Source organism: Mycobacterium sp. GA-1841, assembly GCF_001954135.1.
Taxonomy (GTDB): domain Bacteria; phylum Actinomycetota; class Actinomycetes; order Mycobacteriales; family Mycobacteriaceae; genus Mycobacterium.
Map to the genome: position 1 here is coordinate 1 of NZ_MBEQ01000043.1, position 24,405 is coordinate 24,405.

Genomic DNA, 24,405 nt, shown 5'->3' on the forward strand with positions numbered 1-24,405 from the left:
ACGAGCAGACATACGAACATCCTTCCAGGGGACCACGTCCCGCTATCTCAGATGTCCACTACTTCTGGGGAACCCCAATCCGCACCCAGTCAACTTGGGTCGAGAGTCGCCCTTCCCCGACTCAGGAGCATCCATGACACGTCCAGTTCGCGTCGCCGTTCAGATCCAGCCCGGTGGTACGCCGGACTACCGCACCTGGCGTGACGCCGTCTTGGCCGCCGACGACCTGGGCGTCGACGTGATCTTCGGCTACGACCACTTCCACCGCCCGGCGATGAAGGCCCTCGTCGACGGCAAACCCATCCTGTTCGACGAGCAGCCCGATGTCGCCAACTTCGAGGGCTGGACCGCGCTCGCGTCGTGGGGTGAGATCACCTCGCACGCCGAGATCGGGCTCCTCGTCACCGGCGTCGGGTACCGCAACCCGGACCTGCTCGCCGACATGGCGCGCACCGTAGACCACATCAGCGGCGGCCGGCTCATCCTCGGCCTCGGCGCCGGATGGTACGAAAAGGACTACACCACCTACGATTACGACTTCGGCACCTTCGGCTCCCGCTTCGACCTGTTCGACGAGAGCCTGATCCGCATCGAGAACCGGCTGGCTGCACTGATCCCGCCACCCGTGCGCAAGCTGCCGATCCTCATCGGCGGAACGGGCCCCAAGCGCTCGCTGCCCGCCGTAGCCCGCCACGCCGACATCTGGCACGCGTTCCAAGATCTCGACGCCTTCCGCAAGTCCAGCGACCGCGTCGATGAGTTGGCAACGACGTTCGGCCGCAATGGCGCCGATATCGAACGCTCCACGCTGTGGCAAGACGCCGACAGCGCCGATGCCTTCCGCCAAGCCGGCGTCACGTTGTTCCAGACCGAGCTCACCTCCGACGACGGATACGATCTCACGTCCCTGAAACAGGTGCTCACCTGGCGCGACAACGGATGACGACGATCAAACGTATGCGCCCTACGTAACGGCTCGTCCCGCCGACACACCCCAGCAGTCGTCAACGGGATTCTGAAAGACTCCTGGATCGGTGGCTACTGCCGCACTCATCAACCAATCGCGGAAACAAAGGCGCTCCCCGCAGCGGACGGTAGTCAGCGGCCGCAAAGGCAGCTACAGCCGCCGATATCAACGCCAAGACAAGGGCCGGCTGACGACCGGCGGGTGAAGGCAGATCGTAGAAGAGCAGCCAGGCCAGCGTCACGGTGGTGATGACACCGAGACCATCGGTCGCGCCGATGATCGAAACATCGGGCCTGTTGAGGCCGATCTGTCCGCCGGTGATCGCGGTGGTCAACGCGCACGCGGCAAGGGCCACGCAGAGCGGAAACGTGAGCTTCCACAACCCCCACGTGATGCGATCGGCGTCTTGAGCCTGGTCCCACGGCAGGAATAACGCGACGACCATCAAGGCGCCGGCTGCGCCGCAGACCAGTCGTCGAAGCAACACAGTCATTTTCGTCCTCCTCACGGATTTACCAGTGATCGTCACGGGGAAAGGTCGCGATGTCGATTACCCAGAGGTAATGGAGCAACGAACCCGGCACCGCTACAGTCGGTGCGAATGGCAACCACCGGCACCGCTCCCCGAGTCGGGCCGCTGCTGCGGGAATGGCGGCAACGGCGCCGGCTGACCCAGCTCGAGCTCGCGCTCGATGCCGGAATATCCGCGCGCCACCTGAGTTTCGTCGAGACCGGCCGTTCCAAGCCCGGGCGAGACATGGTGCTGCGCCTTGGCGAACGGCTCGACATCCCGTTTCGCGAGCGCAACCAGTTACTGCTCGCGGCAGGACACGCTCCGGCATTCCCCGAGCATCCTTTCAGCGCACCCGAACTCGCTCCGATCCGTGAAGCGCTGAAACGGATTCTGAAATCCCACGAGCCCTACCCCGCCGTCGCCTTCGACCGCCACTGGAACCTGGTCGCTGCAAACGCCGCCATACAACCCCTTGTCGCAGCGCTCGACCCGGCCCTGCTGAACCCGCCCGTCAACGTCCTACGTGTCGGAATGGCGTTGTCATCACAGATCATCAACGCTCATGACGTCATGGCCTACTTCCGTGAACGCATCCAGCGCCAACTCGCCTCCACCGCCGACGAGCAGCTCGCACAGCTGGTGGAGGAGCTTGACAACCACCTATCGGCCGACAACCCCGGTGCGGCAAGCGAATCCGACTTCACACAAAATCTTGGCCCGGTCAGGCTCCGGGCGCCCGGCGGCGGCGAGTGGTCCTTCTTCGGCATGTTCGGCACATTTGACATGCCGTTCGAAGTCACGATTTCTGAACTGGCCATCGAGTTGCTCTTTCCTGCTGATCAAACGACTGCGGACGCGTTTGAATCGCTGTCCCGAGCGGGCGCCCTTCGGTGATCACACAACCCTCGACATCTACTACACGAAGTCGTAGCTTGAGGAGATGAGGGTGGGGGTCATCGGGGGCGGTTTCGCAGGACTGGCGGCGGCGATTGCTTTTCGGCAAGGCGGTCACGACGTCATGATTTTCGAGAAATCCCCTGGCCCGTCCACAGCCGGCGGCGCCATCTCCCTTGGCCCGAATGCGCTCACATGTTTGCGAATCCTCGGTATTCGAGGGCATGTCGTGACGGACCCGTGGTCACGCACACCGGCCACCGTGCGCACCTCGGATGGCCGCGTCCTCGTCCGTCGAACGCTTGCCCAGCTCACCGGTGGTGATCAGTACGCCACGGTGGCGCGCAGTCAACTGCTCGCCTGGCTGACCGAAGAGCTTCCACCAGATTGCCTGCACTACTCCAGCCCGGTCACCGGGGTGCGCACAGACGGCGTCATCGCCGTTGGAGGACGGGAACGCCGTTTCGATCTCATCATCGGTGCAGACGGCACGCGCGGCATGGCCAGAAAATCGCTGTGGCCGGATGCGCCATCACCGCACTCCACCGGAATCACCGGGTGGGCGTGGATCGCCGATCTGGAACTCGATGCCGGATTCGGGCCGATTTGGGGGCGTACAACAGATTTCGGGATTTTGCCGCTGGCCGATGGCCGTACTTACGTGTACGGCGGCAGCCGGGACCAAAGAACCGAACTACGTGCCTACCGGCACTGGCCGGCACCGCTGCCGATGCTCATCGACGCCGCCGATCCCGACCGCATGGCGACTCCGGAAATTTTCGAAGCCCGACCACCGCGCCGGCTCGTGCGCGGCAAGGTCGCACTGATCGGCGATGCGGCCCACACGATGCGCCCCACGTTCGGTCAAGGTGCAGCGCTGGCCATGGAAGACGCCATCACCCTTGCCAACCGTGGCCCCGAGGCCCTGACCAGACGCCGGTCTCGAATGCTCACGCTGTACACCGCCTCGAAGGCCGGATCATATTTCGCGGCCCCACGCCTTCACAGTGCGGAGAAGATTCGCAATCTGACGTTGCGGCTCACTCCTGATCCCCTCTTCGGCCTCATGGCCGGGGCGGTCAGCCACTGGCGACCGCCCAGCGTCACCGCAGGTTTCGACGCCGGGAACGGATACGCGTGACGCCGGCTACACACCGCCGCGGCGCAGCATCCGACCCTGTGCAGTCTGGAAGTCAATCTTCTTGCCGCGCAACCACGTACTCGTGACCACACCGGCCAGTGCACGGCCGTCGTACGGACTGATCGGGTTCTTGTGGTGCAGCTTGTGCACGTCGACGACCTGTGCCGACTCTGGCTCGAAAATCGCGAAGTCGGCGTCGTAGCCCAGCGCGATCTTGCCCTTGTTGTTCAGGCCGGCGAGCTCGGCGGGTTTGGCCGCCATCCATTCGAGCACCTGCGTGAGTTCTATCCCACGACGCTTGGCCTCGGTCCAGATCAACGACAGGCCGAGCTGAAGCGACGCCACGCCGCCCCATGCAACGCCGAAGTCACCGTTCTCGACGTCCTTGAGGTCAACCGTCGACGGCGAGTGGTCAGAAACGATGCAGTCGATCGTGCCGTCAATCAGACCCTGCCACAGCAATTCCCGATTCGACGCCTCACGGATCGGCGGACAGCATTTGAACGCGGTCGCGCCGTTCGGGATCTCCTCGGCCAGCAGCGTCAGGTAGTGCGGGCACGTCTCGACGGTGATCTTGACGCCGTCGCGCTTCGCGGTGGCGAGCATGGGCAGCGCGTCCGAGGACGACAGATGAAGGATGTGCGCGCGGGCGCCGGTCCACCGGGCGCGCTCGATGACCTCGGCGATCGCCACGTTCTCTGCCCCGCGCGGGCGTGACGCCAGGAAGCGTTCATACCGGTCGCCCTCGGCCGAGGGCGCATGGTCGATGGCGCGGGAGTCCTCGGCGTGCACGATCATCATGGAGTCGAAGCCGGCCAGTACGGCCATGTCCTTCTCCATCTCGTCGGCGTCGAGATGCGGGAACTCGTCGACACCGGAGTGCAGCAGGAAGCACTTGAAGCCGAACACGCCATCGTCATGCAGGGCGCGCAGATCGCCGGTGTTACCCGGGATCGCGCCGCCCCAGAAACCGACGTCGATGTGTGTCTTGCCCGCTGCCGCCGCGCGCTTGGCATTGAGCGCTTCGACGTTGACCGTCGGCGGGATCGAGTTCAGCGGCATGTCGATCAGCGTGGTCACGCCTCCGGCCGCCGCTGCGCGGGTAGCGGAGTCGAACCCCTCCCACTCGGTGCGGCCCGGCTCGTTGACGTGCACGTGCGTATCGACCAAGCCCGGGATCATGACCTGCTCGTCGGTGAGTTCGATGATCTCCGCGCCGGCGAGGGCGCTGCCCAGCGGCTCGATCGCGACGACGCGACCGTCGCGGATACCGATCTCGCGGGCGACGATTCCGGCCGTCGTCAGCGTGCGCTCACCACGGACGACCAGATCGAATTCGGGTTGGTTGGACCGCTCCCCTGCGTCGGCGGTCATCGGCAGCTCTCCATGGCTAGCAGCATAATTCCTCATCGTGGAAATGACACTCCGCATTTCGGACACGCGCGAATGTGAGCGTGGACACAGTCAATCCTCGCAAAAGCTTGACAGGTGGCGTCCGAATGCGACTTACTTACCTGAACCCGTGGAATATTACTTCCACATAGTGGAATGCTGGCGGCGACGTTGAGCGTCGTCGCTCCGACCGTGACAGGCGAATCCATGAGCACAGAGTCCACCGGTCTCATCGGCGACTCCGACCACACCGATGCAACGCCGTTCGCCGACGTGAGTCCGCATCTGTACAACCCCGATCTCGCGCCGACCAAGCGCGAAGGTCGCCGATGGGGCGCCTACAACATCTTCACGTTGTGGGCCAACGACGTACACAGCCTGGGCAACTACTCGTTCGCGATCGGGCTGTTCGCCCTCGGCCTCGGTGGCTGGCAGATCTTGCTGGCGCTCGGACTCGGCGGCGCGTTCCTCTTCTTACTGCTCAGCCTCTCCGGGTTCATGGGCGAAAAGACCGGCGTCCCGTTCCCGGTGATGAGCCGCATCGCCTTCGGTATTCGCGGAGCACAGATCCCCGCCATCATCCGCGGCGCGGTCGCGATCGCATGGTTCGGCATCCAGACCTATCTCGCGTCGGTGGTGCTGCGCATCTTGATCGTCGCGCTCGCACCGTCGGCCCAGACCCTCGACTCGAACAGCTTCCTCGGGTTGTCGACCCTCGGTTGGATCTCGTTCGTCGCGCTGTGGGTGATCCAGGTGGTCATCGTCAGCTACGGCATGGAAATGATCCGCAAGTACGAGGCCTTCGCCGGTCCGGTCATCCTGATCACGATGGTCGCGCTCGCGATCTGGATGCTCAGTAGCGCCGACTGGTCCATCGCATGGACGACGCCCGACTCGCTGACCGGCGTCGACATGTGGCTGAAGATCGTCGGCGGCGCCAGCCTGTGGGTCGCCATCTACGGCACATTCGTCCTGAACTTCTGCGACTTCACCCGTAACGCCACGTCGAAGCGGGCGATCGTGAAAGGCAACTTCTGGGGCATCCCGCTCAACATGCTGGTGTTCGGCGGCATCGTCATCACTCTGGCCGGCGCACAGTTCCGCATCGACGGACGCATCATCGACGCGCCCGCCGACATCGTCAAGGAAGTCCCGAACACTCTGCTGCTGGTGCTCGCGGCGCTCGCGCTGCTGATCCTGACCGTCGCCGTGAACATGATGGCCAACTTCGTCGCACCGATCTATGCGCTCAACAACCTGTTCCCGAAGCACCTGAATTTCCGTCGCGCAGCACTCATCTCGGCCGTCATCGGCCTGGTGATCCTGCCGTGGAACCTGTACAACTCCCCCGCCGTCATCAACTACTTCCTCGGTGGGCTCGGTGCCATTCTGGGGCCGCTGTTCGGCATCATCATGGCCGACTACTGGCTGGTGCGTCGATCCAACATCAACGTCCTGGCGCTGTTCACAACCGACGCCGACGGTGAATACCACTACGCAAAGGGCATCAACGTGCGTGCCGTGGTCGCCCTCGTCGTCACGGCGGTGGTAGCGCTGCTGCTGGCGTTCGTTCCGGCGTTCAAGGTCGTCTCGGAGTTCTCCTGGTTCATCGGCGCGGGACTCGGTGCGATCGTGTACCTGGTGGTCGCAGACCGCCGGGGACCGTTCAGCGATGTCTCCGGTGAGCCCATCGCCGTGGCGAGCACGCACTAGGAGGGACCGCCGTGAGAATTCTCGTAGCCAACGTCAACACGACGGTCTCGATGACCGATGCAATTGCCGAGTCGGCGCGTGGTGTCGCGTCGCCGGGTACCGAGATCGTCGGGATCACACCGCGTTTCGGAGCGGACTCGTGCGAGGGAAACTTCGAGAGCTACCTCGCGGCCATCGCGGTCATGGACGCGATCACCTCGTATCCCGAGCCGTTCGACGCGGTGATCCAGGCCGGCTACGGCGAGCACGGCCGGGAAGGTCTGCAGGAGTTGCTCGACGTCCCGGTGGTCGACATCACCGAGGCGGCCGCCTCGACCGCGATGTATCTGGGACACAAGTACTCGGTCGTCACCACGCTCGACCGCACCGTGCCGCTGATCGAAGACCGTCTCAAGCTCGCCGGCCTGGACGCCCGATGCGCGTCGGTGCGGGCGTCCGGCCTCGGTGTGCTCGAACTCGAGTCGGATCCCGAGCGGGCGGTTGAGGCGATCGTCGGCCAAGCGCGAGAGGCAGTCGAGAACGATCACGCTGAGGTGATCTGTCTCGGCTGCGGCGGTATGGCCGAGCTCGAAGCGAAAGTCAAAGCCGCGACCGGCGTCCCGATCGTCGACGGAGTCCGCTCGGCGGTCACCATCGCCGAGGGCCTGGTGCGGATGGGCCTGTCCACGTCGAAGGTGCGGACCTACGCGACGCCGCGCGAGAAGAAGGTCACCGGCTGGCCCTTTCAGCCGTAGGCCGGCTCCATAAGAAGAAATAGACGAAACCGGGCGCCTCGAACGAGGCGCCCGGTTCTGCGTGTCAGAGCATGATCTGGCGGTTGACATCCTTGTACAGCAGGTACCGGAAGTTCGACGGCCCGCCCGCGTAGCACGCCTGCGGGCAGAAGGCCCGCAGCGAGAGGAAGTCGCCTTCCTGCACTTCCACCCAGTCTCCGTTGAGGTGATAGACGGCCTTGCCCTCGAGCATCAGCAGGCCGTGTTCCATCACGTGGGTCTCGGCGAACGGAATGGTCGCGCCGGGTTCGAAGGTGACGATGTTGACGTGCATGTCGTAGCCGAGGTCCTGCGGGTCGAGCATGCGCGTCGTGCGCCATTTGCCGTCGGTCCCCGGCATGGCTGACGGTTCGATGTCCTGCTCGTTGCCGAACTTGACCGATACCGGGTGGCCCTCGACGGCCTCATAGCGCTTGCGGATCCACACGAACGTCGCGTCGGCGTCGCCGTTGTTGTGGGCCGACCAGTCGGTGCCGGCCGGCAGGTAGGCGAAGCCGCCCTCGGTGAGGGTCTGCGACTGACCTGCCGCGTCGACGGTCAGCGCACCGGAGGTGACGAACAGGAAGCTCTGCACCTCGGGTTGCGGCTCGGGATGCTGCGCCCCACCGCCGGGCTTGACCTCGACGATCGCCTGGTAATACGTCGTCGCACCGCCGGCGACCGGTCGGTTGATGATCCATGCGCGCGTATCGGTCCACTCCGGCAACACCGAGGTGACGATGTCCGAGAGGACACCGCGCGGGATCACCGTGTAGGCCTCGGTGACGATGGCGCGGTCGGTCAGCAGATCGGTCTGCGGGGGCAGGCCGCCGCGGGGTGTGTAGTACGACGCTGCGGTCACTGGGATGGTCACTGGTTGCTCCTGGTTGTGCGGCCGAGCGCGATATCGCGCACGGTGGATGTGGGTAGATCGGTGGCGGTCTCGATCTCGTCGGCGGAGAGGGCGCCGCACACGATGCCGCGATGGATCACGTTGGCGAGCGCGCGGGCGGTGGCCGGCTCGTCCATGACGGTCGAGTCGAGGCGGTGGACGTAGTTGCGCAGGCGCATCGCGGCCGGGGCGAACGCGCCGCGATAGAACGCGTAGGTGGCCAGGTATCTGGTGACGAGTTGGGCGGGGTGCATGTCCCAGCCCTGGTAGATGCCGCGTTCCAGATGGCGCCGGACCAGGCGCGCATGCAGCTTCCAGGCCGTGGCGACGTTGTCGGGCTCGCCGACCGGCAGGATGTTGGTCGAGCCGTCGGACATGTGAACGCCCGTGCCTGCGACGGCGAGTTGCATGACGTTCTTGGCGTGGTCTGCTGCCGGATGCTCCATCGACTGGTAGGCGGCGGCGATACCGAGGGACGCCGAGTAGTCGTACGTCCCGTAGTGCAGCGAGCTGACGCGGCCCTGGCCGGCGTGGATGAACTGAGCGACGGGTGTGCGGCCATCGGCGCCGAGGATCGCCTGCGGTGTTTCGACCTGCACTTCGAAGCGGACGCGGCCGGCCGGCAGTCCGTTGACAGCTTCGAGCGCGCCCGCGACCTCGACCATCGCCTCGACCTGGTCGACGGACGTCACCTTGGGCAGGGTGAGGGTGAGGCCGTCGGGCAGGCCGCCCGTCTGGACGAGTCCGCTGACTAACATGTCGAGCGTGCGCAGTCCGCGCGCCCGGGTGCCTGCCTCGAGGCACTTGAAGCGGGTGCCGACGAACGGTGTCGAAGTGCCGTTGTCGAGCGCGATCCTCAGTGCGGCGACCGCCTGTTCGACATCGGCGTCCTCGGTCGCATCGTCGAAGGTGCCGTAGCCGTCCTCGAAGTCGATGCGGAGGTCTTCGATCGGCTCGGTGGCCAGCTTGTTCTCGACGAGCGTGGCGAGCGTCTCGGGCGCACAATCGGTTCCGCTGCTCGCACCCACGAGTGCAGCCACCGCGTCGAGCCCGCCCGCGTCCTTGGCGGCTGTCAGAGCGATGGTTCCCCAATCGGCGGGCATCGTCGCCGAGTACCGGTTGCCCGGGACGTAGACGGTGTGGATCGGCTGCCGGCGACCGTCATCGCCGGGGTAGTGATGCACCAGATGTGCGTCAGCAGCCGAGAGTCGGCGATCGACGGCGGCGAGCACCGCATCGTCGAGGCGTCGTGTCACAGGTATCCCCTCCCCTGTCGGAAGTTTCCGCAAGAACAGAATTCCACATTGTGGAGTTTAACGCGAAGTTATCGATCGATGATGTCCCGATTACCCACCCGACACTTTTTCCATATTGCGGAAATAATCTTGCGCATGTTGGATGGAACGACAATCGTTGATCGGGAGTGGACTGTATGGCGGAGAAGTCGGGCGGCGTGCAGTCGGTGGAGCGCGCGTTCGAGTTGATGGAATTGATCGGACGTGCCGGAGGAGAGTGCTCGCTGACGGAGTTGTCAGCGGAATCTCCGTTGCCCCCACCGACAATTCACCGTTTCCTGCGCACGTTGGTCGGAATCGGCTATGTGCGCCAACTGCCCAATCGCCGATACGCCCTGGGGCCGAGATTGATTCGGCTGGGTGTCGTGGCGAACCGTCAACTGGGCGCGGTCGCCGCCCCGGTGCTGCAGACGTTGGTCGACGAACTCTCGGAGACGGCAAGTCTCGCGGTGCTCGACGGTGACATGGTGATCTACACCGGACAGGTTCTGCCTCCGAAGCTCATGGGAACCGACAGTGAGGTCGGCAAGCGCGTCGGTCTGCACACAACCGGTGTGGGCAAGGCAGTTTTGGCCGAGTTGGACGATGCACGCATTCTGAAACTGGTCACGCAGTCTGGCTTTCCCGCACCGACCGAGAACAGTGCGTCAACCCTGTCCGCGGTGTTCGCGAACGTCGAACGCGTGCGTGTCGACGGCTATGCGATCGACAATGAGGAGTTCGAAATCGGTGTTCGCTCCGTCGCGATGGCGGTGCCCGGCGCTCCGACGCCGATGGCCATCGGCATCTCCGGACCCCCGGCTCATGTCAGTGAGGAGTTGATCGCTCGGGCCGTTCCCGCATTGAAGAAGGCGACCGGCGTGATCTCAGAAGCCCTGATCGGGGCCCGAGAACGATAGCCTTTGGCCTTCCGCGATCTGCACCCGAGAGCACCTCATGGATGACGGGTCAAGCAGTATCCACCCGACACAATCGGCTCTGATTCCCTGCCGCTTCTCCGGGTGCTGACGCGGGACCTATTACGCGGTAATCGAATAGGTCATCACGCACACTAAGTGACGCATCCGACGCCAAGGAGGAACGATCCCGGAATGAACCCCGTCGCCGAATTCGACTTCATCATCGTGGGAGCGGGCAGCGCGGGCTGCCTGCTCGCCAATCGGCTCAGCGCCAACCCAGATCACCGGGTGCTGTTGATCGAAGCCGGCGGGAAAGACAACTGGTTCTGGATCAAGGTGCCGGTGGGCTACCTGTACACCATCGCCAACCCCCGCACCGACTGGTGCTTCACCACCGAGGCCGACCCGGGTCTGGCCGGCCGCAGCATTCACTACGCCCGGGGCCGGGTGATCGGCGGCTGCTCGTCGATCAACGCCATGATCCACATGCGCGGGCAGGCAAGCGATTACGACCTGTGGGCGCAAGCCACCGGTGACGACCGATGGCAGTGGGGCGGCCCAGACAGTCCCGGCGAGACACTGGCGATCTACAAGCAGCTGGAGGACTACTTCGGCGGAGTCGACGACTGGCACGGCGCCGGTGGAGAGATCCGCGTCGAGCGGCCGCGGGTCCGCTGGAAGATCTTGGATGCGTGGCAGGCCGCCGCGGCACAGATGGGCATCGCCCCGATCGAGGAATTCAACCGGGGCGACAATTCCGGCAGCGCCTACTTCCACGTCAACCAACGACGTGGGCGCCGGTGGTCGATGGCCGATGCATTCCTCCATCCCATCGCCCACCGCCCCAACCTCACCATCTACACCCGGACCCAGGCGGTGGGGCTGCTGATGGACGACCAGGTCCGCGACGATCAGCGGTGCGGTGCGTGGACCACTGCCCAGCATCGCGTCACCGGCCTGCGGATGCTCAAGGACGGCCAGATGATCGAGATCCGAGCCCGCCGGGAGGTGATCCTGAGCGCCGGGGCGATCGGCTCGCCGCATCTCATGCAGGCCTCGGGCCTGGGCCCGGCCGGGCTGCTCACCGAGCATCACGTGCCGGTGGTCGTCGATCTCCCCGGAGTGGGCGAAAACCTCCAGGACCATCTGCAGCTGCGGACGGTCTACCGCGTCCAGGGCACCCGGACCGTCAACACGCTGTACCGCAATTGGATCACCCGCGGCGGCATGGGACTGCAATACCTGACGCTGCGATCAGGACCGATGACCATGCCGCCCTCCACTCTCGGGGCTTTCGCGAAAAGCGACCCGTCGCTGGCCAGCCCCGATTTGGAGTGGCATGTGCAGCCGTTGTCGTTGCCCAAATTCGGCGAGCCGCTACACCGTTACGGAGCGATCACTCCCTCGGTCTGCAACCTGCGACCCAGCTCGCGCGGCCACGTGCGCATGGCCAGTGCGGATCCGCTGGCCAACCCGAAGATCTCCTGCAACTACCTGTCGACCGACGCCGATCGTCACATCGCGGTGAAGGGTCTGCGGATGACGCGGGAGATCATGGCAGCACCGGCACTGGCACCTTATCGCCCGCAAGAGTTGCTGCCGGGCCCACAACTGGTGAGCGACGAAGCCCTGCAGCAGGCCGCTGGTGAACTCGGTACGACGATCTTCCATCCGGTGGGCACCTGTGCGATGGGAGCCTTTGACCCGCGGGGCGTTCCACGGTCCGCCGCGACGGTGCTCGACACCGACTGTCGCGTGTATCGCGTCGCCGGCCTTCGAGTGGTCGATGCCTCGGCGATGCCCACCATCACGTCCGGCAACACCAACGCGCCGGTCATGCTGATCGCTGAGCGCGCGGCGCGGGCGATAGTGGGATGAGGCGGGCAGGACAGGAAGGACGTGAGCAAATGGGCTCTCATGACAGAGTTCGGGTCCGTGGTGCGCGCGAGCACAATCTGCGAGACGTCGATGTAGACGTCCCGCGCGATGCCCTCGTTGCGTTCACCGGTGTGTCGGGCTCGGGTAAGTCCTCCCTGACTTTCGGCACACTGTTCGCCGAGTCTCAACGGCGGTACCTGGAATCCGTTGCGCCGTATGCCCGTCGCCTGATCGACCAGGTGGGCGTTCCGGATGTCGACTCGATCGAAGGGATGCCGCCCGCGGTCGCACTGCGCCAGCAGCGAGGTGCCACCAGCACACGGTCGTCGGTCGGTAGCGTGACGACACTGTCCAGCCTGATCCGCATGCTGTACTCGCGCGCGGGTAACTATCCGGCGGATCAGCCGATGCTCTACGCAGAAGACTTCTCCCCCAACACACCTCAGGGCGCCTGCCCCACCTGTCATGGCATGGGCCGGGTCTACGAGGTGACCGAAGCACTGATGGTGCCGGACCCGACCCTGACGATCCGTGACCGCGCCATCGCCTCCTGGCCGCCCGCCTGGTACGGCCAGAACCTGCGAGACATCCTGGTCTCGCTCGGTTTCGACGTCGACGTCCCGTGGGAAAAGCTGCCGCGCAAAGACCGTGACTGGATCCTGTTCACCGAAGATCGCCCAACGGTACCGGTGTACGCCGGCCTTACCCCGGCGCAAACCCGCCGTGCCATCAAGGACGACTGGGAACCCAGCTACCAAGGCACCTTCATCGGTGCTCGCCGATACGTTCTGGATACATTCGCCACCACCAAGAGCGCCGGCGTCAAGAAGCGCGTCTCACAGTTCGTCGGAAGCGGCCCATGCCCGGCATGCCACGGAAAACGGTTGAAACCTGAGGCGCTCTCGGTGACTTTCGAGGGCCTGGACATCGCTGCGCTGTCGCGGCTTACGTTGGACCAGCTCGCGGCGCTCTGCAGCACGGTGCTCAGCCCGGACTGGGCACCCGACCTCTCCGGTGAGGTACTCGACAAGAAAACCCGAAGGTCGGCGGTCAAGGCCCGGGTGGAAGCCGGCGGGTCCGCACATTCCGGGGCGCCAGATGTCCGTCAGACACCCAACATGTCGGCCGAGAAACGTGCCGCCGCACAGCGATTGGTGTCGGATCTGCAGGAGAGACTGCGGCCGCTGATCGATCTGGGGCTGGGATATCTGTCGCTCGCGCGCAGCACGCCGACGCTCTCAGGAGGAGAGCTGCAGCGGGTCCGACTGGCGACACAATTGTCGTCTCAGCTGTTCGGAGTCGTGTATGTGCTGGATGAACCCTCGGCCGGTCTGCACCCTCGCGACCGCGACGCGTTGCGCGACATCTTGCAGGGACTCAAGCACAGCGGCAACAGCATCTTCGTGGTCGAGCACTCACTCGATATCATCGCCGGCGCAGACTGGCTGGTCGATATCGGGCCCGGTGCTGGGGTGGACGGCGGGCAGATCCTCTACAGCGGACCGCCGGCCGGTCTGGCCAAAGTCACTGAATCGGTCACGCGCCGTTATCTTTTCGGTGGCGGCGCACCGACCAGTCCACGCACCCCACGGGATCGGAGCGACTGGCTCGAGCTCGCCGACGTACGGCGCAACAACCTGCACGACATTTCTGTGTCGGTCCCCCTACGGTGCCTCACCGCAGTCACGGGAGTATCCGGATCGGGCAAGTCCAGCCTCGTCGCGCACGCGCTCGCCGAAATCGTCGGCGATCACCTGGGGCGCCCCGTCCGCTTCGACGACGCGGGTGACGACGACCTGCTCGCCGAGGCCGCGCCGGTCACCTCGGGTGAGGTGGTCGGCGACGCCCACGGCATACGCAGAGTCGTGTGCATCGACCAGAAACCGATCGGCCGCACGCCGCGGTCCAATGTCGCCACCTATACGGGCGTGTTCGACCACATCCGGCGACGGTTCGCCGACACACCCAAGGCACAGGCTCGGGGCTACAAGTCCGGGCGGTTCTCCTTCAACGTCGCCGGCGGACGCTGCCCAACCTGCGAAGGTGAAGGGTGGGTGATGGTCGAGTTGCTGTTTCTCCCGAGTGTCTACAGCCCCTGCCCGGACTGTCATGGAACCCGGTACAACGCAGAGACTCTCGAAATCCGTTGGCACGATCACAATATCGCCGAAGTGCTCGAGCTCAGCGTTGCGTCGGCTCGAGAGTTTTTCGACGGCGAGACCGACATTCTTCGAGCCATCGAGGCACTGTGCGACGTCGGGCTCGGCTATCTGCGACTCGGACATCCGGCCACCGAACTGTCAGGGGGCGAGGCGCAGCGCGTCAAGCTCGCCGGCGAACTGCAGCGCGCACACCGTGGCGACACCCTCTATCTGCTCGACGAACCCACCGCCGGACTCCACCCCGCCGACACCGACCGGCTGCTCGCACACCTGCACCGGCTCGTCGACGCGGGCAACACCGTAGTCGCCGCCGAACTGGACATGCGCGTCGTCGCACAGGCTGACTACGTCATCGACATGGGCCCCGGTGCCGGCGCGGCCGGTGGCCGGATCGTCGCCGCGGGCACCCCTGCGGAGATTGCGGAGTGTTCGGACAGCGCGACCGCGCCCTACCTGGCCGCTGCGCTCACTGGCTGACCGATCTTTCGGCCCTTGGCCGCGATGAATCTTGTCCTCGGGTGCAGTCTGATCTGTATGGGCAAGCTCATCTATGGCTTCAACGTGTCGGTCGACGGCTACATCGCCGATGCAGAAGGAAACATCGACTGGTCTGAACCGAGCGAAGAACTGCACCAATACTGGAATGACTTCGAGCGAGAGACCGCGTGCGCGCTCTACGGACGGCGGCTCTACGAACTGATGGCTGCGTACTGGCCGACCGCCGACCAGGCCCCAGACGCCACCCCGCTGATCATCGACTTCGCGCGAGTCTGGCGCGACATGCCCAAGGTCGTGTTCTCGCGCACCCTGGAATCCGTCGACTGGAACGCCCGCCTGGAACACGGGGACCCCGTCGAGGTGGTGACGAAGCTGAAAGCCGAGACCGAGGGTCAGCTGGAGGTGGCCGGCGCGACGCTGGCCGGCCCCATCGTGCAGGCCGGACTGGTAGACGAGTACCGGCTCGTCATCGCGCCGACCGCCGTGGGTGGCGGCACCCCGTTCTTTCCGACACTGCCGTCATGGATCTCGCTGCGGCTGTTGGAGAACCGCACTTTTCCGGGTGGCACGGTCCTCCTGCGCTACGCAGGCGAAACCACCTTGTGACTCCACGGGGGTCTCACAGCCCGGCAGGTACCGCCTTGTCGTTGATCGTCACCTCGACCTGGTGGGACTTTGTGTTGTACGCGATCTTGCCGTGCTCGAACGTCTCCACGAGCAGATCGCCGTCGGGCGTCTCGTCACTGGTGGGGGCGCCCAGCGGACCCACTGAGCCGTTCTCTCCGGTGACCGCGGGCACGCCGTCGGGATTGCGTGGGACATTCCAGGCTTCCCGGATCTTGCCCCAGGTGATGTAGGCAGGCGTGCCGGCGTCGCCATTCTTGGCGGTGATCACCCCGCCCTGGAATTGCTGGAACAGCACGCCACTCTCTCGCGCACCGGCGTTGCGATCACCGGTCAGCGGCTTGCCGAGAGCGTCCCGCTGACTCTCTGTCGCCGACGAGTACTTGGCAGCGATCGGCCCGGTCAGCGTCACCTCGACGTCCCTCTCCCCGACCAGCGTCACCTCGGCGGACTGCGCCGGGGTTTCCACCGTGGAGGTGGAGATCAACCCGACCTCGGGCGACACCGAGGAGTCGACGTTGGCGCCATTGCTGCAGCCCACAGCGATCAGCGCGACGGCAGCCAGGCCGACGACTGCCGTGGGGCGAAATGCGGTCGTAGTCACGGGTGTCCTCTCGCGTTTCTTCGTCGTGCGTCGAGTTGCGGCTGAACCCTCGCCTCGCCGGGACTATAACCGAATTCACAAGGCCGGTAGCGGTCAAGTTTGGGCCCGCAGCGCTCTATCTGCACAAAAATTGCCGGTTGAGAACGCAATTCAACGGCGGTACGTACGAACCGCTCAGCACGCCCCTCATCCCCCCTGTCGCCGTACCCCCAGGCTGAATGATCCGATTCCAATTCGCAGGTCGGAGCACATAGTGCGTGCCATATTGCGTCAATGTGCTACTCCACGTATGCGACACGGATTCGCCCACCGGTAAGTCGAATTCAAGCTGCCAGTCGGTCAGCGGGACCGCGCTCAAATTCGTGATGGTGAAGCGGGCGATGAACCCCGTCTGCCACGTCGATGTCACCGCCAGCGTCGCCGTCGCCGCGGCCGCGCGGGCTACCGGCGGGATGGCCATTCCGGCAAATACGACAACCAATGCGGCGACAATCACGTGAAGCGCTGCACGCCAGCGCTGCACGGAGCAGTCCGTTGCGGCCATGGCAGCCAACGCTAGAGCTGAGGAGTAAGTATGGGCGTCCGCCTCGCGGGCAAGGTGCAGTACCTTTGCTCAACTGACATCGTTCTGAAATGCTCGGCGCACGTGAGCATCGCAAAAACCGTCCAATGCCGCCGGGGTCGCCTCGCTTCGAGGTTGCGGTGAGCGTCGACGAGGACCTCGACTCGCTCTACGGAGCACGGCCGGAGGAATTCACTGCGCGACGCAAAGAACTCGCGTCGGCGGCACGGAAGCGTGGTGATACCGAGGACGCCAAGATGATCGCCGCGGCCCGACGACCGACGACGGCCGCGTGGGTGGCGAACCTCGTCGTGTTGACCGATCCCGGCGCCCGGAATCGATTGACCGACCTGCACGAAGCGCTGCGCGGTGCGCACGCCGCCATGGACGGACAGCGCATCCGCGAATTGTCCGCCACGCAACGCAAACTGGTGCAGACACTGGCTCATGCCGGATTTGTGGCTGCCGGATTACGTGATCCCACAGCGGCGTTGCGCGACGATGTCACCGGCACGCTGCAGGCGGCGGTCGCCGATCCCGACGTCGCCGCGCGGCTGGGTCGATTGTCGAAAGCCGAAGAGTGGTCAGGGTTCGGCGACTTCGGGGCGTCGTCCACGGTGACCTCACCGGCCCGCCCTGATACCGGCTCTCGGACGGCCTCACCGCCGTCGGCGAAAGAACGGAAACGTCCCGACGACGCCGCCCTCGCAGCGGCCCGTCATCACCGCGATGCCGCCGCATCCGAACTGGACGAGGCACGTACCGCGCACGACGCCGCCCTCGCCGTGGTGGACGAACACCGGGCCGCGGTCGCCACTGCGCGGCGGCGTTACGAGAAATTGCTCGAGACCCTTGCCGGCGCCGAACACGACCTCGAGGCGGCCGATGCGCAATGCAACCGTGCGCAGCAGGCCGCAGACCGGCTGCAGGACAAAGTACGAGCTGCCGAAACGGCTCTGACCCGGGCGGAAACGCGGTTGACCGAGCTCACCGGTGGGTAGGGCGCCGAGTTGACCCACCGGAACAGGTTTTAAAGCCCTTCGTTTGGCTACGCCTTGGTGGAACCGCGGGCAACAACGCCTGCACCACCGGAAAATTTGGCGGAGGAGCTCACCATGACGTTTTCGCAGATCGCGTGGAAAACCACGGCAGCTGCGGCGGGGATCGCCGCGGCCGGGATCTTGACGGCAACACCGGCGCTGGCCGACCCGGAAACGCTGCAGTTTGGCCAGACTGCGGAGATTCCCAGTCCAGGCGGCGCCATCGACTACACCGTCAGCAACTTGCAGCCCAGCGGCCACAACGACGGCATTTGGTACTCCGATGTCACGGCACAGGCGGTGAGCGGCTCTCCCACCCCCAACATCGCCGATTTCAACGCGCGAGCGGTCAACAGTTCCACCTACGCGAACATGAAGGGCAACCAGACCGACGGCCTCCCCAACCAGCCGATCGCGCCTGGTAGCCAGACATCGGGACGGGTGTACTTCGACGTCCGCGGTGGCACCGCGCCCGACAGCGTTGTCTATCGGGACGCCGGAGGCACAGACAAGGCCGTGTGGACACACTGACCACGTGATTCACGACGCCGTGGCCGGCGATCCGTCCCGGTCTGCCGCCACGGCGGCCACCACCAGCCCGTAGGCCACCGCAAATCGATGCCCGAGCCGGCCGGCCACATTGCCGCGCCCGACGCTGACCTGATGGCCGAGTTGCTCGCTGACCGCCCGGACGAGTTCGTCGTCACTGGCTCCCCCACCGACCAGTAGCACTTCGGTGGCGGCCGGGTGAACCTGCTCGATCCCTCTCATCACGTTGCCGCCGATGATCATCCGCTTGGCCGCCAATCGCCAACTGCGCCATTCCGTTCCGGACATCTGCGACGTGAACGGAAGCAGGCCGCTGGGAGCCGTGGTCAGCAACCACCCGGTGCAGCGACCGCTGATGGGCTTGTCGAGGAACTGGCGCCGGCCGTGCTCGTCCTCGACGAGCTGGACCGTGACCGCAGTGACCGCCTCCGCGCGTTTGGCGTATTCAGCTGCGCTCCTTGAGATGTCGAGGGCACTGGCGGTGGCGGTGGTGAGCATCTGCCCGGCACCCGGAAGCACGACACGGGCACCTTCGGCCACCACGTCCACCGTCCCCCCACCGACGTCCACCACCACCACGCCCGCGGAGACGCCCGGGGTGGTGAGGGCGCCGACGCAGGCCGCTGCGGCTTCCGAGTCGATCCGGGTGACGGCCACGCCGAGTGCTGCAGCGAGATCGTCGACATCGGCCGGTGGAGTGCCCGCATCGCCCATGGTGGCCAGGACCAGGCTGTCGATGACGACCGACCCGCGGCGCGAATTCGCCTGCGAGGCAATGTCGGCCAGGTGTACGACATGTGTCAGGGCGCTTGGCGCGTCGGAAACGACGGCCGGGGCGAGACGTCCCCGGTCCGGCGTCGCGATCACCGGCTCAGGACTTGCCAGCGCAACCACCGCGCAGGCACTGTCGAACAGCTCGTCGGCGACGATACGGGCGTCGACGCGTTCGCCGTCGCTCAGACCGAACACGTCGGCGAGCCAGAACGGGTCGGTGAGCCGCTGCAGCGGCGCCACGCCCTGGCGCACTTCGACAGCCACCAGTGTCGCCGCCAGTATCGGGCGAACGTCGACGTCGTCGATCACCGGTAGCGCGGTGTTCAATCGGTTGGAGACAAGCACGGCCTCGTCGTTCGCGGTCAGCACCGCCACGACATTTCGGCCGTCGACCACCGCGGTGTTGACCGCACTCGCCACGTCGCGGTAGCCCCAGTCCGGAGTTGCGCACACGACAACCGGGCGTTCGCCGCCAACGTGCGCGAGATCGTCGACGGGCACCGGAGCGCCGACGCCGACGGAGTCGCCCGCAGTGGTCGCCGCCGACCTGGTCGCGATGGCGAGACGCCCGGTACGCCGGGTCTCCAACTTCACGCGGTCAACCGCCGAGTGCACCGGTGGGGTCGGGGCGAATGCGGCGCGGTCGATGACGAATCCATGACTGTCGGCCAGCCGGCGGGCCAGCTGCGCGGCACCTTCGACCGCCCGCCGGGAGCCCTTGCCACCACGAGTCGGGGTCCGCGCACTGGCCAGCACGTCGAGTTCGGCTCCGGCACGGCACAGCACCACCTCGGTGGTGGCGTTTCCGATGTCGACGCCGACCCAGACCGTCATCGCAGCAAGCCGCGCCGCTGGTAGACCTGCGCGGCCTCTCGCACGAATCCGGCGCAGATAGGTGCCTCCTGCGCAGCGAGCCGCTCCGCGAGATCCTCCAATTCGGCAAAAGTCGACCGTCTGGGCCGCAGCGCCTCGTAGGCGGCAAGCATGTCCTCGGCGCTGAGCACCGTCATCTCGGCCGCGCGCCGTAGGTTCAACCCGAGTTGTGCTGATCCGGCTTGTTCGGCGGTCTCGGCCTGTGCCAACAGGGTTTCCCGGCTGATTCGCACATCGTCGAGGACGAGCTCGCCGCTGCGCGCGGCTTCGACGGTCACCTCGGCGACATCGCGGCCCGAATGTGAAGAAATGGTCATCGCAAGAGCTCCAGTTCGATGTGGGCCCGGCCGCCTTCGGTGCGGCAGGCGGACTCCCGACGTTCGATGGCGACCATCGACACCACCTTGGTGTGGTAGCGCGAGGTGATCGCCTCGTCGGTGTAGGCATTGCGCATCGGCGCCGGCGTGACGCCCTTGGCGTGCCGACCGGCGTTGATGCCGATCAGCCGGTACATCTCCGGGGTGATCAGCGGTGCGACACTGAGCAATTCGAGGTTGGACAGCGGGGTGAGGTCACGCCGGTGGATGAGCGTGGTGCCCTTGGCCTGCAGCCCGACCGAGATCCCGGATCCGGACAGCTGGGCCGCGGATTTTCCGATGGCACCGAGGTCGATGCTGTCGGTGACCCGGACCAGACGCGAGACGCACTGCTCCTCTTCGAGTCCGGCCAGGATCTGGTCCAGTACGTCGTAGATGGTCATCCCCGACAGCGTGCGAAACAGCTTGGTGCCGAATGCCGGTGACACCCCGATGACGACCTCGCGTGGATCGTCGCCGACGCGAGCCGGCCCCACCGGCGCCAGCCGCTCGGGTTGGGCGAAGGCCGCCTGCTCCTTCACCAGGTCAGCCACCGACCGGGCCTGACGCACCGCATCGATCTGGGCCTGACGCTCAGCCGTCGGCCGGTAGCCGGTGCCCGGTCCGCGGTAGTCATTGGGATCCTGCAAGGCCGAGAGTACGTTCATCTCCTCGTCGAAAATGGCCGCGGTCTGCAGATAGTCGCCGCTGACCCTGGCCCTGGCCATGCCCAGCACCCGGTCGGCGAGGACGGTGAAACCGGTCTCGGCGAGCGCGCCGACGACGTCGAGGACGGTGAGGCCGGACTGGTCGATCATCCGGGCGGCGTTGAGCACCTTCACCCCGTCGGTCGGTGGCAGATCCTTCGAACCTTCGGCTCCCACAACGGCTTCCACGTGAGCGTCGTCGAAGTCGGCGAGGCCGAGATACTCGAACACCGCCCGGGTGGCCTCGGCGGCCATCCGGCGCATCGACTCCAGGGTGGTCGGGTCGACGGGCCGCAATCCCCCGTCGACTCCCCAGTCGCGCTGCAGCACGAGGTAGTCGTCGAGATCGGCGGCGTTGAAGTTGGACGGGCCGAACATGTTGTCGTATGCGGGTACCGAGCCGAAACCGGAGAAGATGAAATCCGACCCCGACAGCAGCACCGGCAACGTCCGACTGGTGCGGCGCATCGTGGATTCGGACATCAAACTGTCGTTACCGCTGCAGGACTCCAGCCCGCGCAGCATCACCATGAGGTTTTCGGCGATCAGCTCCCGAACACCGCCGGGGACCGACGCGGTGATGCCGGCCCCGTCGATACCGCCGTTCTGTACCCCTTGGGCACCGATGCCCTTGGCCAACGCCACGCACCGAGATTCCAGGTAATTCATGGACTTTCGTTCGGCCTGCCCCATGAGCACCTCGGAGCCCGCCCCGCTGGACAGCCGCATCTTGATTCCGCGGGAGGCGTAGGACGACGTCAGGAACGCCTTGGACCACGGGGTGTCGTCGCCGTCGGTGAAGACCTGCTCGGTGCCGTACACCGAGACCGTCTCGGCGTACGAGACCAGGCCGCGCACACCCATTTCCAGTTCGCGAGCTTCCTCGACGGAACACTGGGTGAGGGCACCGGGCGCCGGCACCTGTGACCCGATCAGCAGGCCCACGGCGACAGCGGGGGCGTCGTCGAGCACCGGGACGGTGGCTTCCAGCTCCCGGAACCCGTACACCACGGCAGTGGCGGCGTCCGCGGCGATCAGCAACGGGTCGTCGAGACGGTTGGTGACGTGCGCCTGGTTGGCCGGCGTCCGACGGGCGCGCATCTTCATCATCGCCATCTGGATTTCGACCGGTTGCAGCATCGCGACGACACGCGCCATCTTGGCCGGGGTCAATCCCGAACAGACCCGAAGCACCTGCTCCCGCGGCACCGCCGAGTCGACGATCATCCTGGCCAGGTCGGTCTCCGCCATCGCCATCGACCGCGGCGCTTCGGTGTGGTCGACGGCGTAGCGCACGATGAACTCGTCGATCGTGTCGAAGTCCGAGGCCGAGGTGGAGTCCATCTCGAGCACCGTGCCGTCGTCGCCCACCACCCAGGAAGGTTCCGGGTCATGCGGCGAGAGGTGCGAGATCATTCCGAGTTCCGGGTCGGCCTCGGCGAAACCGTCGAGGTTGACACGCTGTTCGTCCAACAGCCGAATCCGCCCCAGCCGGTGGTCCTGCTCGATCTCGGTGCTGCCCTGATGCATGACGCTCGCCGTGCCTCTCTGTTGCGTGACGGGCCCAGCATCAACCGAACACGAGGGGCGGAACAACGACGCATGCCGAGCTTCCAACAATCTGTGTGACGCGGACACCACTTCCGCCGCCCGCTGTGACCTGGCCTACAACAACGTGTTGGAAAGACCCGTTCCTGCTCTGGCCGACAGCGCGTCCGTCTCGCAGACTTCAACCCCGGAACTCGACGGAGCCGGCGATCCGCGCTCCTGTGGCAGAGGCCAGAGAGGATCAACCCATGTCCCAAGTTGTCGATGCGGACAACTCACGAAGTCGCGACGCATCGCCGGACGGTCGCCCCGCCAAGTTGCGCGGAAACCTCGGCGTCCCCGCGATCGTGCTGATGGTGGTGGCAGCCGCCGCACCGCTGTCAACCATCGGCGGCAATGTGCCGATCGCAATGGTGCTCGGGAAGACCACGGGAATCCCGGTCTCGTTCCTGGTGGCCGGTGCCGTGTTCTTGCTCTTCGCGGCGAGCTTCGTGGCGATGTCGAAGTACGTCACCAAGCCTGGCGCGTTCTACGCCTACATCCAGATGGCGCTCGGCCGTGCCGCCGGAGCCGGCGCGGCCGTGCTCGCGCTGCCCGCCTACATGGCGACACTGCTCGGGGTGTCGGCCTACGACGGGGTCATCCTCGCCGGCCTCATCGAGCGCTTCGGCGGCCCCGAGATCCCGTGGTGGCTGCTGACCGCGATGGTGCTCGCAGCTGTCGCCTGGCTGGGTTACCGCGACATCGATCTCAGCGCCAAGGTCCTGGGCATCTTCCTCGTCTCGGAGGTGGCCATCCTGGTCGTACTCGACCTGGTCATCGTCATCCAGGGCGGCGAGAAGGGCATCACCGGTGACTCGTTCACCCCGCAGGGTCTTGCCGGCGGAGTGGGCATCGCGCTGTTGTACGCCCTGTGGGGCTTTGTCGGTGTGGAGGCCACCGCGGTGTTCCGTGACGAGGCCAAGGACCCGGACCGAACCGTTCCGCGGGCGACGTACTGGGCCGTCGGAATCGTGGCAAGCTTCTACGCCTTCTCCAGCTGGGCCCTGATCGAGGGCAACGGTGGCCCGGATGCAGTCGCCGCCGCCGAGGCCGACCCGGACAACTTCATGGTGAACACCGCACAGCAGTACCTCGGCATGCTGGGGCGTGACCTCACCACGGGCTTCTGGTTCATCAGTGTCTTCGCCTGCGCCCTGGCCTTCCACAACATCGCCTCGCGCTACGCCTTCGCACTCGGGCAGAGCGGCATTTTCTCGAAGCGTCTCGGTGAGGTGCACGGCCGTCACGGCGCCCCGTCGAACGCCTCGCTGGCCATCACCGTGGCCTCGTTCGTGGTCATGGGAATCTTTGCCGCACTCAAGCTGGACCCGGTACTGCAGATCTTCGGGCCCCTCGGTGGCCTCGGGATCTTGGCGCTCGCAATCCTGTGGTTGCTGACCACCATCTCGGTGGTGATCTTCTTCAAACGTCGCGGCGACTCGACACGCAACGTGGTGTTGGGCTCGGCGGCCACGCTCGCCCTGGCCGGCGCACTGGTGCTGGTGGTGTCGAATCTGACCCTGATCGTCGGTGGCAGCTCCACCCTCGCGGTGATCTTCGGCGTGATGCCGCTGGTGTTCTTCGGTGCCGGCATGCTTCTCAGCCGACGGTCGACGGCGGACCTGTCGGCGATGTGATCGGTGTAGGGCAGGTTAGTCGACGGATTAGCGGTCGCCGCACCAGCCCGCTCCGCGCCGCAGGAGCACCCGTCGACCACTGGTACCTCATT

Annotated in this window: 21 protein-coding genes; 12 read left to right on the top strand and 9 right to left on the bottom strand. The window is 65.6% G+C overall.

The genetic code is table 11. From position 1 onward, the window contains the following. Positions 1 to 133: 133 nt before the first annotated feature. Positions 134 to 943: an LLM class F420-dependent oxidoreductase gene (locus tag A5740_RS10710; RefSeq protein ID WP_076193858.1), complete on the top strand. Its 810-nt coding sequence runs from the start codon at positions 134 to 136 to the stop codon at positions 941 to 943. A gap of 61 nt (positions 944 to 1,004) precedes the next feature. Here A5740_RS10710 and A5740_RS10715 read toward each other — a convergent pair whose 3' ends face one another. Then, positions 1,005 to 1,460 carry a hypothetical protein gene (locus A5740_RS10715; protein WP_139335068.1) on the bottom strand — a complete coding sequence of 152 codons (456 nt, stop codon included), beginning with the start codon at positions 1,458 to 1,460 and terminating at the stop codon, positions 1,005 to 1,007. 108 nt (positions 1,461 to 1,568) lie between these two features. Between A5740_RS10715 and A5740_RS10720 the strand changes: the two genes are divergently transcribed. Beyond that, positions 1,569 to 2,375 carry a helix-turn-helix domain-containing protein gene (locus A5740_RS10720; protein ID WP_076193862.1) on the top strand — a complete coding sequence of 269 codons (807 nt, stop codon included), beginning with the start codon at positions 1,569 to 1,571 and terminating at the stop codon, positions 2,373 to 2,375. Positions 2,376 to 2,421: 46 nt separating this feature from the next. Continuing rightward, a complete protein-coding gene (locus A5740_RS10725) occupies positions 2,422 to 3,516 on the top strand; it encodes an NAD(P)/FAD-dependent oxidoreductase (protein ID WP_076193864.1) in 1,095 nt (364 codons plus the stop codon). 6 nt (positions 3,517 to 3,522) lie between these two features. Here the strand turns inward: A5740_RS10725 and allB are convergent, their stop codons facing one another. Next, positions 3,523 to 4,890: an allantoinase AllB gene (allB, locus tag A5740_RS10730; protein ID WP_076193866.1), complete on the bottom strand. Its 1,368-nt coding sequence runs from the start codon at positions 4,888 to 4,890 to the stop codon at positions 3,523 to 3,525. Positions 4,891 to 5,115: 225 nt separating this feature from the next. Here allB and A5740_RS10735 point away from each other — a divergent pair, with 225 nt between their 5' ends. Beyond that, entirely contained in the window at positions 5,116 to 6,621 is a 1,506-nt protein-coding gene (locus tag A5740_RS10735; protein ID WP_076193896.1) for an NCS1 family nucleobase:cation symporter-1, read from the top strand. Between the two features lie 11 nt (positions 6,622 to 6,632). Continuing rightward, positions 6,633 to 7,355: an aspartate/glutamate racemase family protein gene (locus A5740_RS10740; protein WP_076193868.1), complete on the top strand. Its 723-nt coding sequence runs from the start codon at positions 6,633 to 6,635 to the stop codon at positions 7,353 to 7,355. 64 nt (positions 7,356 to 7,419) lie between these two features. Here A5740_RS10740 and A5740_RS10745 read toward each other — a convergent pair whose 3' ends face one another. Both A5740_RS10745 and A5740_RS10750 read right to left on the bottom strand, forming a co-directional pair. Continuing rightward, positions 7,420 to 8,235 carry a bifunctional allantoicase/(S)-ureidoglycine aminohydrolase gene (locus A5740_RS10745; protein ID WP_076193898.1) on the bottom strand — a complete coding sequence of 272 codons (816 nt, stop codon included), beginning with the start codon at positions 8,233 to 8,235 and terminating at the stop codon, positions 7,420 to 7,422. 8 nt (positions 8,236 to 8,243) lie between these two features. Next, a complete protein-coding gene (locus tag A5740_RS10750) occupies positions 8,244 to 9,521 on the bottom strand; it encodes an aldolase (RefSeq protein ID WP_076193870.1) in 1,278 nt (425 codons plus the stop codon). 176 nt (positions 9,522 to 9,697) lie between these two features. Between A5740_RS10750 and A5740_RS10755 the strand changes: the two genes are divergently transcribed. From A5740_RS10755 to A5740_RS10770, 4 genes are all read left to right on the top strand, one after another. After that, positions 9,698 to 10,459 (top strand): IclR family transcriptional regulator, encoded by a 762-nt coding sequence (locus A5740_RS10755; protein WP_076193872.1) that lies wholly within the window; start codon positions 9,698 to 9,700, stop codon positions 10,457 to 10,459. Positions 10,460 to 10,651: 192 nt separating this feature from the next. Beyond that, positions 10,652 to 12,337, top strand: coding sequence for a GMC family oxidoreductase (locus A5740_RS10760; protein ID WP_076193874.1), 1,686 nt, complete (start codon positions 10,652 to 10,654; stop codon positions 12,335 to 12,337). Between the two features lie 29 nt (positions 12,338 to 12,366). Then, complete coding sequence (locus A5740_RS10765) at positions 12,367 to 14,976, top strand: excinuclease ABC subunit UvrA (RefSeq protein WP_076193876.1); 2,610 nt, start codon at positions 12,367 to 12,369, stop codon at positions 14,974 to 14,976. A 57-nt stretch (positions 14,977 to 15,033) separates the two neighbouring features. Next, positions 15,034 to 15,603 (top strand): dihydrofolate reductase family protein, encoded by a 570-nt coding sequence (locus A5740_RS10770; protein WP_076193878.1) that lies wholly within the window; start codon positions 15,034 to 15,036, stop codon positions 15,601 to 15,603. Positions 15,604 to 15,616: 13 nt separating this feature from the next. On the opposite strand, the gene A5740_RS10775 is transcribed toward A5740_RS10770, so the two are convergent. Then, the gene (locus A5740_RS10775; RefSeq protein ID WP_076193880.1) at positions 15,617 to 16,225 is read right to left on the bottom strand and encodes an LGFP repeat-containing protein; all 609 of its coding nucleotides are present in this window, start codon (positions 16,223 to 16,225) and stop codon (positions 15,617 to 15,619) included. 115 nt (positions 16,226 to 16,340) lie between these two features. After that, a complete protein-coding gene (locus A5740_RS10780) occupies positions 16,341 to 16,769 on the bottom strand; it encodes a cellulose-binding domain-containing protein (RefSeq protein WP_076193882.1) in 429 nt (142 codons plus the stop codon). A 158-nt stretch (positions 16,770 to 16,927) separates the two neighbouring features. Between A5740_RS10780 and A5740_RS10785 the strand changes: the two genes are divergently transcribed. Next, a complete protein-coding gene (locus A5740_RS10785) occupies positions 16,928 to 17,788 on the top strand; it encodes a hypothetical protein (RefSeq protein ID WP_175616221.1) in 861 nt (286 codons plus the stop codon). A gap of 114 nt (positions 17,789 to 17,902) precedes the next feature. Beyond that, positions 17,903 to 18,358 (top strand): DUF1942 domain-containing protein, encoded by a 456-nt coding sequence (locus tag A5740_RS10790; protein WP_076193886.1) that lies wholly within the window; start codon positions 17,903 to 17,905, stop codon positions 18,356 to 18,358. Between the two features lie 9 nt (positions 18,359 to 18,367). On the opposite strand, the gene A5740_RS10795 is transcribed toward A5740_RS10790, so the two are convergent. Genes A5740_RS10795 through A5740_RS10805 form a run of 3 tightly spaced genes read right to left on the bottom strand, consistent with a single transcriptional unit; the run spans position 18,368 to position 22,616 of the window. After that, complete coding sequence (locus tag A5740_RS10795; protein ID WP_076193888.1) at positions 18,368 to 19,984, bottom strand: diol dehydratase reactivase ATPase-like domain-containing protein; 1,617 nt, start codon at positions 19,982 to 19,984, stop codon at positions 18,368 to 18,370. Then, the gene (locus tag A5740_RS10800; protein ID WP_076193890.1) at positions 19,981 to 20,340 is read right to left on the bottom strand and encodes a diol dehydratase small subunit; all 360 of its coding nucleotides are present in this window, start codon (positions 20,338 to 20,340) and stop codon (positions 19,981 to 19,983) included. The genes A5740_RS10795 and A5740_RS10800 overlap by 4 nt, the downstream gene beginning before the upstream one ends. Then, positions 20,337 to 22,616, bottom strand: a complete 2,280-nt coding sequence (locus A5740_RS10805) for a propanediol/glycerol family dehydratase large subunit (RefSeq protein WP_076193892.1) — start codon at positions 22,614 to 22,616, stop codon at positions 20,337 to 20,339. The genes A5740_RS10800 and A5740_RS10805 overlap by 4 nt, the downstream gene beginning before the upstream one ends. A gap of 266 nt (positions 22,617 to 22,882) precedes the next feature. Between A5740_RS10805 and A5740_RS10810 the strand changes: the two genes are divergently transcribed. Continuing rightward, positions 22,883 to 24,313, top strand: a complete 1,431-nt coding sequence (locus tag A5740_RS10810) for an APC family permease (RefSeq protein WP_076193894.1) — start codon at positions 22,883 to 22,885, stop codon at positions 24,311 to 24,313. Positions 24,314 to 24,405: the final 92 nt, after the last annotated feature.

Excerpts from the sequence above, each read along its gene's own strand:
- A5740_RS10710 (WP_076193858.1), top strand. The coding sequence starts at position 134 with ATGACACGTCCAGTTCGCGTCGCCGTTCAGATCCAGCCCGGTGGTACG.
- A5740_RS10715 (WP_139335068.1), bottom strand. The coding sequence starts at position 1,460 with ATGACTGTGTTGCTTCGACGACTGGTCTGCGGCGCAGCCGGCGCCTTG.
- A5740_RS10720 (WP_076193862.1), top strand. The coding sequence starts at position 1,569 with ATGGCAACCACCGGCACCGCTCCCCGAGTCGGGCCGCTGCTGCGGGAA.
- A5740_RS10725 (WP_076193864.1), top strand. The coding sequence starts at position 2,422 with ATGAGGGTGGGGGTCATCGGGGGCGGTTTCGCAGGACTGGCGGCGGCG.
- allB (WP_076193866.1), bottom strand. The coding sequence starts at position 4,890 with ATGACCGCCGACGCAGGGGAGCGGTCCAACCAACCCGAATTCGATCTG.
- A5740_RS10735 (WP_076193896.1), top strand. The coding sequence starts at position 5,116 with ATGAGCACAGAGTCCACCGGTCTCATCGGCGACTCCGACCACACCGAT.
- A5740_RS10755 (WP_076193872.1), top strand. The coding sequence starts at position 9,698 with ATGGCGGAGAAGTCGGGCGGCGTGCAGTCGGTGGAGCGCGCGTTCGAG.
- A5740_RS10760 (WP_076193874.1), top strand. The coding sequence starts at position 10,652 with ATGAACCCCGTCGCCGAATTCGACTTCATCATCGTGGGAGCGGGCAGC.
- A5740_RS10765 (WP_076193876.1), top strand. The coding sequence starts at position 12,367 with ATGGGCTCTCATGACAGAGTTCGGGTCCGTGGTGCGCGCGAGCACAAT.
- A5740_RS10770 (WP_076193878.1), top strand. The coding sequence starts at position 15,034 with ATGGGCAAGCTCATCTATGGCTTCAACGTGTCGGTCGACGGCTACATC.
- A5740_RS10780 (WP_076193882.1), bottom strand. The coding sequence starts at position 16,769 with ATGGCCGCAACGGACTGCTCCGTGCAGCGCTGGCGTGCAGCGCTTCAC.
- A5740_RS10790 (WP_076193886.1), top strand. The coding sequence starts at position 17,903 with ATGACGTTTTCGCAGATCGCGTGGAAAACCACGGCAGCTGCGGCGGGG.
- A5740_RS10795 (WP_076193888.1), bottom strand. The coding sequence starts at position 19,984 with ATGACGGTCTGGGTCGGCGTCGACATCGGAAACGCCACCACCGAGGTG.
- A5740_RS10800 (WP_076193890.1), bottom strand. The coding sequence starts at position 20,340 with ATGACCATTTCTTCACATTCGGGCCGCGATGTCGCCGAGGTGACCGTC.
- A5740_RS10805 (WP_076193892.1), bottom strand. The coding sequence starts at position 22,616 with ATGCATCAGGGCAGCACCGAGATCGAGCAGGACCACCGGCTGGGGCGG.
- A5740_RS10810 (WP_076193894.1), top strand. The coding sequence starts at position 22,883 with ATGTCCCAAGTTGTCGATGCGGACAACTCACGAAGTCGCGACGCATCG.